This window comes from Microcystis sp. M31BS1 (assembly GCF_020245285.1).
Taxonomy (GTDB): Bacteria; Cyanobacteriota; Cyanobacteriia; order Cyanobacteriales; family Microcystaceae; genus Microcystis; species Microcystis panniformis.
Genome location: NZ_JADBVE010000410.1, coordinates 1 through 10,932 on the forward strand (window position 1 = coordinate 1; position 10,932 = coordinate 10,932).

The following is a 10,932-nucleotide window of genomic DNA, read 5'->3' on the forward strand; positions in this document are numbered from 1 at the left end:
AAATCCTTATCTGGCAAGAGACTTAATTGATTAGTTCGCTCTAGAGAAAAATAATTGACAAAAATCGCTAAATGCCTTTCTATACAAGGGTTACATCCTCTATAACCCCCGTTCATTGCATAACATAAACCGAAGAGCCACAGTTTTTTGGAAGTCTTGCTTTAAGTTGAGCGATTGCGGTTTCTCCGTCAATTCCTTCGCCTTGATCTAATTGTTCGGCGGCAATATCAATTTTTTGGCCAACTTCTTCTGCCCATTGTTGATATTGATCGCGTTTGCTGAGTAATTGTAAGGCTTCGGCAATGATTTCATCTGGATTGGCATAACGCCCTGTATCTAGTTTGGCTTCGATCAGCTTTTGGTGTTCGGGTTTTAGGGTTAATTTCATGGTTGTTAAGGCTTGGCTTTTTTTCATTATAGGTTCGTCGCTGTGGGATCGTCCCAAGTTTGCTCAGGCAAGATGCGCTACTCATTTTTACTGTGGGGTAAGCTCTCTAGCCTGTCCAGATGACAAAAGTGGGATATTTCCATCTCGGTTTTTGTGGTCTTGGGTATGAAGCAAAAATTTGGGGAGTCGGAGTGGGGGGAGATTGTCAGGATATTTTGACAATGCTTGCGCTTAAGTTGGTAAAGTTGGGGATTTTTCCCAAGTTAAGGATTTTTGCGGGAGGGTTGAGGGGCTGAAAGTTAGGCGGGGTAAGGGATTGGGTGGATTTTACTGACTTTTTCCTTAAGTTCCTAAACTTCGGTTGTGTTGGAAAGGACAAGTGATTACAGTAGAAAAGTTGTTACTGCTACTTCTAAGAAAAAGAAAATGCCTGAAATTTCTATATCGAACGATCTGTCCGATGGTCGAGGCGTTGGACTTGCTCCAGATCAAATCCTTAATGCGGTTCGATTTCAGCTTTTGGAGGAAAGAAAAAGCGGAAAACCTAACAAGGACGAACTTAATGATAAGATTTCAGCTAAAGAAGGCGAAATAGAGGAAAATCAGTCCAAAATTGATAAAGCTAAAGAACAAGCCAAGAATCGAAAACGAGAAATTGACCACTGGAAGCAGTGGTTTCACTCGTTACCTGGAACTGATAGAACAGAAGAACAAGCAAAGTTAGATATTGAGATTAATTGGCGTGGTAAAGAAATTAACGCTTGGCAGGAGGAGATTGGGAATTTAGAAACTAAAAAGTGGGCTATTAGACATGAGTTAGAAGCGTTAAAACAGCAATTACTCGCCTTGGAGGATGGGGTATATGATCGCCCGATTGAGGAAGATCCCCGTTTAATTCATGCGATAGCTGCTTTTGAAGAGGCAATGGCAACTCCCAAGTAGAGTCACTCAGTAAATTAGCTGTAAATTTGGAATCACGCTGGATACTTTAACTTAATTTTGAGATGCAATTATGACTATTGAAAACCTTGGAAAAACACTGCAAGAAAATATTGCTAATGGCAATTTATTTCTAAAAAATACTACAATTGAATCTGAAAATATTCAGTTTTTATTCAAAGAATTCTTATCTGATGAGCCACTAAACATAAAAACGATAGAATTAAGAACTGAAACTGAAAATATTATTGTGAGCGGGAAAACTTCGCTATTTTCCATTCCAGATCTTGAGGTTGAAGCTACATTTTACTTAAAAGATCAGAAGCCGCAAATGACTTTAGTTACACTATTGCCAAATACTTGGAAATTTACTCAAAGTTTTCCGAGTTTGGGAACAAGTATTCTTACCCAAATGGGGTTAAAAGAGGAAGAATTTTTATTTGATCGGCTAATCTTTCAACAACCCAAATTAATTCTTGATTCTGTTGAAGTTAAAGAACCTGAGCAGGTTTCTGGGCTTCGGTTTGAAGCCGAATTGACAATCGATAATGACCTCGTTTCCTTAAGTCAATTTATTGGCGAGATCCTCTCTCTGAAAGTAACTGGCTTAATCGTGCCTACTCCTAAAGGGACGGAGATTTTTCTTAATGCTCCCATCACAGGAGATATTAGTTTAGGCTACTTAAGCGTTCCTTCTTTAGAACTCGATCTTGTTGCCGATGTGATCGATGAGGCAGAGGGCGGTCTTGCTCCTTACACCAGTGCCTATTTTGCTTTAGAGACTCAGATTAAGATTGGAAGTCCAAGTAATCCCATTGAATTACCAATTTATTCGACCTTTCGAGGCTCTCATCAAGATTTGACCTTTGAAGCGGATCTAGAAGATTTTTCTTTATCAGGACTTTCTCAGTTAACTGGGCTTTTAAATGGAACTGCACTTGCTGATTTACTACCCGATGGCTATCGTCCCGAACAGGGGTTAGTTCTCTCCAGACTTACACTAAATGTTAGTTCAACGGAGAAAAAACTAGAGTCGATTGCGGTATATGTTACTTCAAAACAACCTTGGAAAATAACGGACAAAATCGCCATTGAAAATGTCTCAGTTTATTTTTTAGTAGATAATCCTACTTCTTCTGAAAACCGTACTTTGGTTTGTGATTTGTCAGGAGAACTGAGCATTGATAATCTAGCAAGGTTTAGCGTTGGAGCCTCTTTGCCGAGATTCGCCATGCACGGCTATATGGTTCAGGGGGGAGGGCTGAGTCTAACACGGCTGATTAACTTCTTTGCCTCTGATGAAGTTTCTGTCCCTCAAGGTTTTCCAGATATTATCTTTTCTGAGTTGGGCGTGACGTTAGACCCTAAAAACAGAGCTTTTTCCCTAAGTGGTTCAGCGTTAACCGATTGGGAAATTATTCCTAAACTGGTAAAGTTGCAGCAAGTTGAAACTAACTTTGAAGTAGCCCGCATTGACGGCAAAACGGTTGTATCGGGGTTAATCCTTGGAACATTGATGATTGCAGGAGCCGAAGTCAGTCTCGTTGCCGATATTGAAGATCAGTTCGTTCTGCGTGGAAAAATTTCTAAATTGAGTCTGTCGGCTATTCTGGAAGAGTTCTTTGCAATGGTTGAGTTACCAACCGACCTTCCCGATTTTGAATTTGCCAATATTGAAATTGCAGTCACCCCCAAAACTGGAGAATTCTCTCTGACTGGAAAATCGAGCAATAGCTGGCCGATTCCCATTGGTGTTGATGGGTTAGAAGTTGAAGATATTTCTTTTCAAGTGCTGAGATCGGCAAACTCAACTCAGGCAGAAGCAACAACTCGTCAGCGTTCCGTTACGGGATTTATTAGTGGGACGTTAGAAGTAAATACAGCCCGCTTCCCCATTACCTATCAATTCCCTGGCGATTTTGTTTTACAAGGCCATATTCCCTCATTAAATCTGTCACCCTTAGTACAAAAACTCTGCGGGAGTGAGGTGATTCGTGATTTGCCGATTCCTGCTAGTGTGCTGGCGTTGTCTTTTTCGGATGTAGAGGTGACTATTGCACCTCAGCAAAAATCCTTCTCTCTAGCCGCAGGCTCTAGCTTGGGGCAAGTTGAGTTAATCGTGAAGAAAATTAGCGATCGTTGGGGCTTTACGGCTGGATTTATGCCTCCCAGTTCTTGGAAGTTCTCAGAGATTGCCGATGAACTCAGGGTGCTTGATGGACTCAAATTTTCCAATACGGCTTTAATTCTGGCTTCTAGCGATGATCGTAGTTTCGCTCTTACACGAGTACAAGCTCAACGGAGTGATGTGGCTATCATTCGAGGATTAAACTTCTTTGCGGGCATGAATCTGTCGGGATTAGGTGTGGATGCGCTTTTGGGAATTACATCCCTCAATGTTTATACCGCTATCAGTGGAAAACCAGCCGATTTAGTTCTAGAAGCCTCAATTGATGGCAGTTTCGATTTAGGTAAAGGTGTTGCCTTTGGTGATATTCGGTTTCGTTTAAAACCTGCTCCCAGTGACTTTTCGCTAACCTTAATGGGGACAGTAACGGCCATTTTGAATAATAGCGTCCTGCGGTTTATTGGTGGCATGGAAGTCAAACCGCGCTCGGCTGAGTTTCAAGCGACTATGTTGGGGATTTGGCAAGATCCTTTTGATGCGAAAGGGGTGTCCATTGCCAATGTCGCGATCGAACTAGGAATGAGTTTCCCGCCACCGCTACCGACAGTGGGAATTGCTGGTACGTTGCAAATTGGGGAATTTCAGGGTGTAGTGGCGGTGAAATTTGATTCGGCTATGCCGAGCCGCAGTATGCTGGCGATCGCTTTTAATCGCCTCTATTTCCTGGACGTGATCGGTACTTTCTGTGGAACTGCGGTGAAACAAGCCATTCCCGCTTCTCTGGCTAAAACGGTTTTAGATATTGGCTTTGAAAACGTCAAAATCTACATTGTTCCGCAACCGACGACAATTGGGGAATTAAAATTCGAGCAAGGGACGCAATTAGAAGGAACGATGTATTTCTGGGGATTGCGAGCCTATGGCTATCTAAAAATTGATTATCTTGATGGAGTTGAAGTGAAAGGGGATGTGGAACCGATTAACTTAGCGGGTATCTTTAAGCTTACAGGAGCCACAGGCAAGCCTAAACCCTCACTTTATCTCAAGGTTAGCCCAAAAACCGTTCCCAATCTGGATATATCAGGAGCAGTCGAACTGTTGGGGATTCGTAGTGAAACCCAAATCCGCCTCTCGGATAGTGGTTTTACGTTTACGACGATTGGCAAGATTTTTGATTTGTTTGAATGTACTCTAGAAGTACGGGGACAAAATTTAACGCAAGGGGGCGATTTCTTTATTGTTGCTACGATGCGGAATGATTTATTGGAGTATCTCCGTCGAGAAGCCTCGAATGCCATTAAAGCCGCCGCCGATGAGGCAACAAGAAGCCTTTCAAATGCTCAAGATGCAGTGGCTTCCGCTCAACGAAATGTGGATAAGCTCAATACGGATATTAATAATATGCGGCAAACGATTCAACGGGAACGCGATCGCGATGCCCAGCGAATGCGAGATGCTCAGGCGGCAGTTGCTTCTGCTCAACGGGAGGTGGATAAGCTCAATACGGATATTAATAATATGCGGCAAACCATTCAGCGCGAACGAGACCGCGATTCTGGGCGGATGCGGGATGCTCAGGGAGCGGTGCAACGAGCGCAAAATGATGTGAATTCCCTTCAGGGAGAGATTGATAACACCAAGCGAAGAATTGAACAGCTAAAACAGGATATTAGCAATAAGGAACGCTGGTTTAATCAATCTAAATGGTACGAAAAGAGTTACCGTTGGGCGGAATTGTCGGCCTACGCGACGGCTAAGGGTTCTGAAATTGCCGGACTTTATACTTATATCGGTGGAGTTGAAGCGTCTAAGGCAACGGCCAATGGGGTATTGGAAGGGGCCAAGCAGGTGGTACGCGGTTTGGAGAAAACGATTGTCAATTTTCCCATTGATGCGGATGTGCGGATTGCTGGTTTGTTTACTGCACGGGAGACGGCCAATGGGGTATTAGAAGGGGCCAAGCAGGTGGTGCGCGGTTTGGAGAAAACCATTGTCAATTTCCCGATTGATGCGGATGTGCGGATTGCTGGTTTGTTTACTGCACGGGAAACGGCAACGGCAGCGTTATCTGTGGCGACTCAAACTTTGCAAGGACTCAAAGTTTCTATTGGGGCGATCGCCGATGTGGGTCAGTTTATCGTCAAGTACAGTTTAGGAGGTTTGCTAGATGTTAAATCGGCACGATTCGAGGCGACGCTGATGGCGGCGAGGGGAGGCAGTGTGTCTTTGGCGTTAACGCTGGTGTTTATGCAAGGACAACCGCAAACTTTGGCGTTAGCGTTTAATTTCTATGACCCGTTGAGTGGGGCAAAGGCGTTGGCAAAACAGCTTTTACCTGCTTGAATATCTTAGAGACTCATACTCACAAACTAGAGGTAAAAAACATGACATTTGATTCATTTACAGTTGCGTCTTGGAATATTGAGAAAAATGGGCGAAGCTCCAGAATAGAAAAGCGGTCAAAGGTCGATACCTTCATTTACTATTGTTGTAATAAGAGAATTGATATCATTTTTTTGTGCGAGGTACATGGCGCACGGCTAGACGATTATCTCAATAATTTGTCGCTTGTATACTTTGACAATTATGATATTCATTCATTTGAAGGTGGAAAAAGCAATGGTTATATCATCATGACTAGGAAACGATTAAATATTGAATTATCAATGGATAAACTTTCTGGTTTAAACCGTTACATTGTGCTACTTTCTATTGGTGATTTTTATCTTGTACTTGCTCATTTCAAATCAGGTCGGTTGCTTTTAACAGAACGGCAAATTAAAGCGTCTGTTGATTTTTTGGCAAGCACAGGTTATCCTTGGGCGGTAACTGGAGATATGAATTGGGATTATAAAAACATTATAGGACTTAAGTTATCAGGAGCTACTGAGACCCATACTTATTGGGCTGATCAAACACATAGGAGTGGCGGCATTCTAGATTGGTGTATTACGGGGTCAAATGTCCAAACAGTTAGCATAATAGATGAAATGTTTGTAGAATTTCCTGATCTCAAAAACATGGATGGACCGGATCATCGTCCCATAGTCTTTTTGTTTCAGCCAAAACCCCAACTGTCAAGAAAACGAAAGTTATCTTCGATTTATTAAGCACAAGAACTAATTTTTTCTTTATCTTAACAATATAGCGTACTCATTCTCTATATCAAATTAGACTAAGAGGACGTTTGAAAAGTCTCTCCCGATATCCGAAACCCCTATTCTTTCGTTAAAGGAAAGTTCTGAAACCCCCATTCTCTCGTTACAACAAACCCTTTTTAAATATCCTCTAAGCAATGAATCGATATTAAATTATCTTGTCAATCGTTATCTGGTTCGTAAATTTTTTTATAAACCAATTCAGAATAAAATTTAGAAATTTTTTAAAACTTTGAAGGACGAATCAATAGTCATCCTCCTGCTTTTGCTCGTATTCTACTTGTATAATTTACTTGAGTTTTTATGGCCAAACCAATTGGAGAAATCAATCATGGAAAACTCAAAAAACTTCAAAATTTTAAGCTTAGATGGTGGTGGTATTCGAGGAATGCTTACCGCGACCTTATTAGTAACTCTAGAAAACGAACTTAAAGCAATTAATCCCGAACATACCCTTACCAATTGCTTTGATTTCTTCGCGGGAACTTCAACAGGAAGCATCATTGCCTGTGGCCTTGCCAATGGAATGACCGCCACACAAATTTTAGGGTTTTATAACGAACATGGTCAAACCATTTTCAAAGAGCTAGACCTAAAAAAATTCTCCAACGTATGGCCAGAAGTATGGCGACGAATCAAAGAAAAAGATCCTTCCCTTCCCCTCTTTGAAGAAGAAGGATTAGAAAGCGTTCTTAAAAAACCAAACATTTTTCCCGAAACTTTGCTCTTTAAAGACTTACCAAAACCGACCCTAGTAACCAGTTACGATACCTATAATCGAGAAGCCGTTATTTTTGTCAGTCAAGGAAAAAATGCACAAAACCCAGATGATAAATATAAAGCAAGATATGCAACTCTTCCCGTGTGGCAAGTCTGCCGTTCTTCTTCCGCCGCACCCGTCGCTTTTGCAGGCTATCTGCTGAAAGATAAAGCCTATTTAGACGCTTTAACAGAATATGAGCGTCCAGATAATGAAAGAATTCGTCGAGGCGACTTAACAAAAGACGTAACAAAGACACCGCTTTCTTTAGGACTTCCTCAAGAAGAGTGTATTCCGTTAATTGATGGTGGAGTTGTCGCCAATAATCCTGCCCTATGTGCGATCGCCGAAGCGATTGAAAACGGTAAACCACTAGATAAAATTTTTGTCGCCTCGTTTGGGACAGGACAAGTTAATCGTCGTATTAGTGCAGAAGAAGCAACAACTTGGGGCGGATTTGATTGGGTTAACATTCATAATCAAATTCCACTAATGGATGTATTTTCAGATGGCTCCTCCGATGTCACAGACTATACCGCAAAGAAACTATTGAAGGATAATTATAAACGTATCCAGCCTGTCATTACTTCCGATATTTCCACATTTCAGGCAGATGAAGCTAATCTCACAGCATTATCTCGTGCAGCAGACCATTATCTAAATCATTGTGGCGGAAAAGAGCGATTAAAGAAATTAGCACAGCAATTGGTTAACGCTTAATATCCATTACGACATAAATTATAATGCAATTTTTAAGAGGGGTTAAAAGCCCCTTCTTCGCTTGGGTAGATAGTGCGATCGCCAATCACGTAGGATACATCCCATGCACCTTTTGCTTTTTCAAAACACTTAAATCCAAATTGCGATGCCTTACATTGCCCTAACATCTCCCGCATCATTCATTGCCCATACTGTCAGGAATTGTTATCGTACCCAAATCAGAGCGATAAAAACCTTCATCAATCAACCAATATATACCGAAAAATAGGGCGATCTTGGAATTTTAAATAAAACCCCTACCGCATAGGATACTAACGAATATAATCACAGAGTAAAGCATAATCTCGTTCATCTCGAATTAATGGCATATCCAGCCCGTTGAAATTAGCTGATAAAATTAAAAAGGAAACCAACCAAACAGCAAACCATGCTAAAAACCATCGAAGGTATTTATCAGGATGGACAAATCCGCTTCACCGAACCACCGCAAGATATTGGCGATCGCATTAGAAACACCTTCATCCAGTGCGATCGCCGTCTTCTGGTTAATTAAACTTTAAAATTGCGATCATTTTGGTTTTTGAAAGAGCGATCGCCGTGTTACCCTAGTGGACAGAAAGTAATCTACAAGCTATCAGTTAAAGCCATGAGTGAAGCAGTTGTGACACTTCTTAGACAGTTCAAAAAACTTTCAGTCAGAGAAATATCTAAGTTCCTTGCTTTAATTCAACGATAATAAGTCTCCCTTACTGACTACAACCATTTCTAGGCCACAATATACATTTACTAACTATTTTGAAAATGATGTTTTAACAAAACGCCCTTACCTCAAAAAAGAATGGTGTATTTACGTTATCGAAAACCCTATTCGCTGTGAACCTCAAGAAGATAATCGTTTTCGCTTTTGGGCGCAGATAAAAGAATTTGGCGATCGATACCTGAGAGTCATTACTCTAGAAGATAAGCTGACTATCCACAACGCCTTTCCAGACCGGAGCTTTAGACCATGAAGATTAACTACTACCCAGAAACAGACTCCCTTTATATCCACCTTGCAGACAAATCCAGTGTTGATAGCCAAGAAATTTCAGAAGGAGTCGTTGCCGATTATGATGAATTAGGGAACCTAGTCGGTTTAGACATTGATAATGCCAGCAAAAAAGTGCAACTCGGTGAATTTATTATCAATCAACTCCCCCTCGTCCCCCTGAAGACATCTGCATAAGTTTAAGTAAATTAGGGAGAAATGAAGCGGCGATCGGCGTGTTACTCTAAATGATTTTTAGTGACCACAACTTTTAACCCATTCCCTTAACTCATCCTCATCAATTTCTTCCTCTGCTTCAACCCCAGTTATCCATTCCTGCGGATCACCTAAATTTTCCAATCTCTTAATGGCTAAAGCTTCTGCTGATGATATTGCAGGGTCATCTTCCAGAATAATAATAACCTCTACTTTTCTTCCAGGGAAAAGCTGATCTGAATGAATTTCTAGACGACCATCTGACTGAACAAAAATTGTTTGACGAATCGCTTGAGTCATTAGTAACCTCTTGGCTTTTGCTGATGTTAATGTAAGCTAAAAATTTACCTTCAGTCATCAAATTCAATTTTGTTTAGACTGAGTATGCTATCTAACAAGTCTTTGGCTCTTCGTTACTCTTTATGCTAAATCAACAGACAAGATGCCAAGATAACCAGAAATGTTGAATCTCGTAACAAAACTTTACATTTAAGAACATGACAACCCCAGAACGCCATTTTTCAGATTGAATAGACAATTTTCCTAAACCAGTGTACATAGCTGATATGTTGACACATAAAACTCTGTAAATAGCGCAATTTATCTAATAAGCTTTTGCCAAATACTTCTTCAATATCTATTAGCTGTAAAATTAAATAAGCGATGATACAGCTATAAATTTGTATCCGAATTCCTCTCTCGTTTTTTGTGATTAAACGGTCAAGCTTGAGGTGCATTTTTAAGAACTTCCAAAGAAGTTCTATTTGCCATCTTTGTCGATACATTTCGGCAATTTCTCCCCCCGTACCCCCCCTTCTCCTTCTAAGGGTAAGTCCGTCGCTATCCGAAATTCACTTTTACTTTCTAGATCACAAAACTCAACGATTCTTACCTCTACTTCTCTTTTTTCTGCTCCTAGCTTGCTCTGACCATTTTCCAGCATTTCTAGCTTCATATCATTTTTTACCCTTAAAACAAAGTGCTTGTCTTTTTTCTCTAATAATTTTCTGATTCTTTCATTAGAAGAAAAGCCTCTGTCCATTACCCCAACTCCATTTACAGGAATTTCTTCTCTAGTTTTTTTCCCTTCTTTAGAGTCATGTCCTTGACCAAAATTGATCACAATCCCCCCCACTTCTGTGGTGATACTATTTAGTCCACAAAATAATTTTACTTGATGCCATCCTTTTGTCCACAACAGTTTACTTGTCAGTGAGATTATTGTCGAGTCAATTGGAAATAAAGCTTGAGCTGCTTCTTTTCCTTTTTTGTTTACTAAACTTTTATTTAATTTATTGATTATTTTCTCAAATGGTTCTGTCTCTCGGATTTTACTCGCCTTAGAAAACGTTGACGTATTGACATTAATTCCTTGCATTTTCAGGCGTGCGCTTAAGTCTCTCATGCTGACGATACTTTTATCCAGTGCAAAACCTATCCAACAGGACACAAAAGTAGGTGGTGATTCGGTAGTAGTGATGGCGGCTTAATCCTTTGCTTTGCTGTGCATTGTAGTCATGGATAAAATACCAAACAGCCCCAACGTGATTCTCCATTTTTTTAGAGAAAGATAGACTCTCTCTCACCAGCCGAGAA

General features: G+C 40.7%; 10 protein-coding genes and 1 pseudogene. 6 read left to right on the top strand and 5 right to left on the bottom strand.

The features are described 5' to 3' along the window. Nucleotides 1–112: 112 nt before the first annotated feature. On the bottom strand, nt 113–388 hold the full coding sequence (locus tag IM509_RS23055; RefSeq protein WP_185236785.1) for a ribbon-helix-helix domain-containing protein: 276 nt from the start codon (nt 386–388) through the stop codon (nt 113–115). A 426-nt stretch (nt 389–814) separates the two neighbouring features. Here IM509_RS23055 and IM509_RS23060 point away from each other — a divergent pair, with 426 nt between their 5' ends. From IM509_RS23060 to IM509_RS23090, 6 genes are all read left to right on the top strand, one after another. After that, entirely contained in the window at nt 815–1,330 is a 516-nt protein-coding gene (locus IM509_RS23060; RefSeq protein WP_052278224.1) for a coiled-coil domain-containing protein, read from the top strand. A gap of 328 nt (nt 1,331–1,658) precedes the next feature. After that, nucleotides 1,659–5,798, top strand: coding sequence for a hypothetical protein (locus IM509_RS23065; RefSeq protein WP_185236786.1), 4,140 nt, complete (start codon nt 1,659–1,661; stop codon nt 5,796–5,798). Nucleotides 5,799–5,839: 41 nt separating this feature from the next. Continuing rightward, nucleotides 5,840–6,565: an endonuclease/exonuclease/phosphatase family protein gene (locus IM509_RS23070; protein WP_185236787.1), complete on the top strand. Its 726-nt coding sequence runs from the start codon at nt 5,840–5,842 to the stop codon at nt 6,563–6,565. Between the two features lie 379 nt (nt 6,566–6,944). After that, a complete protein-coding gene (locus tag IM509_RS23075) occupies nt 6,945–8,093 on the top strand; it encodes a patatin-like phospholipase family protein (RefSeq protein WP_185236788.1) in 1,149 nt (382 codons plus the stop codon). Between the two features lie 427 nt (nt 8,094–8,520). Continuing rightward, entirely contained in the window at nt 8,521–8,646 is a 126-nt protein-coding gene (locus IM509_RS23080) for a hypothetical protein (RefSeq protein ID WP_255520613.1), read from the top strand. 453 nt (nt 8,647–9,099) lie between these two features. Further along, the gene (locus IM509_RS23090; protein WP_002769327.1) at nt 9,100–9,318 is read left to right on the top strand and encodes a DUF2283 domain-containing protein; all 219 of its coding nucleotides are present in this window, start codon (nt 9,100–9,102) and stop codon (nt 9,316–9,318) included. Between the two features lie 57 nt (nt 9,319–9,375). On the opposite strand, the gene IM509_RS23095 is transcribed toward IM509_RS23090, so the two are convergent. The 4 genes and pseudogenes from IM509_RS23095 to IM509_RS23110 all read right to left on the bottom strand — a co-directional run. Beyond that, nucleotides 9,376–9,636 carry a hypothetical protein gene (locus IM509_RS23095; protein ID WP_052278228.1) on the bottom strand — a complete coding sequence of 87 codons (261 nt, stop codon included), beginning with the start codon at nt 9,634–9,636 and terminating at the stop codon, nt 9,376–9,378. A gap of 221 nt (nt 9,637–9,857) precedes the next feature. Further along, on the bottom strand, nt 9,858–10,121 hold the full coding sequence (locus IM509_RS23100) for a transposase (RefSeq protein ID WP_072927520.1): 264 nt from the start codon (nt 10,119–10,121) through the stop codon (nt 9,858–9,860). Then, the gene (locus tag IM509_RS23105; protein WP_260441165.1) at nt 10,097–10,714 is read right to left on the bottom strand and encodes a transposase; all 618 of its coding nucleotides are present in this window, start codon (nt 10,712–10,714) and stop codon (nt 10,097–10,099) included. The genes IM509_RS23100 and IM509_RS23105 overlap by 25 nt, the downstream gene beginning before the upstream one ends. Before the next feature lie 127 nt (nt 10,715–10,841). Continuing rightward, nucleotides 10,842–10,932, bottom strand: a pseudogene (locus IM509_RS23110) (IS1 family transposase); the annotation flags it as partial.

What these genes read in the sequence shown, in the direction of transcription:
- IM509_RS23055 (WP_185236785.1), bottom strand. Translation starts at nt 388, where the DNA reads ATGAAATTAACCCTAAAACCCGAACACCAAAAGCTGATCGAAGCCAAA.
- IM509_RS23060 (WP_052278224.1), top strand. Translation starts at nt 815, where the DNA reads ATGCCTGAAATTTCTATATCGAACGATCTGTCCGATGGTCGAGGCGTT.
- IM509_RS23065 (WP_185236786.1), top strand. Translation starts at nt 1,659, where the DNA reads ATGACTTTAGTTACACTATTGCCAAATACTTGGAAATTTACTCAAAGT.
- IM509_RS23070 (WP_185236787.1), top strand. Translation starts at nt 5,840, where the DNA reads ATGACATTTGATTCATTTACAGTTGCGTCTTGGAATATTGAGAAAAAT.
- IM509_RS23075 (WP_185236788.1), top strand. Translation starts at nt 6,945, where the DNA reads ATGGAAAACTCAAAAAACTTCAAAATTTTAAGCTTAGATGGTGGTGGT.
- IM509_RS23080 (WP_255520613.1), top strand. Translation starts at nt 8,521, where the DNA reads ATGCTAAAAACCATCGAAGGTATTTATCAGGATGGACAAATCCGCTTC.
- IM509_RS23090 (WP_002769327.1), top strand. Translation starts at nt 9,100, where the DNA reads ATGAAGATTAACTACTACCCAGAAACAGACTCCCTTTATATCCACCTT.
- IM509_RS23095 (WP_052278228.1), bottom strand. Translation starts at nt 9,636, where the DNA reads ATGACTCAAGCGATTCGTCAAACAATTTTTGTTCAGTCAGATGGTCGT.
- IM509_RS23100 (WP_072927520.1), bottom strand. Translation starts at nt 10,121, where the DNA reads ATGTATCGACAAAGATGGCAAATAGAACTTCTTTGGAAGTTCTTAAAA.
- IM509_RS23105 (WP_260441165.1), bottom strand. Translation starts at nt 10,714, where the DNA reads ATGCAAGGAATTAATGTCAATACGTCAACGTTTTCTAAGGCGAGTAAA.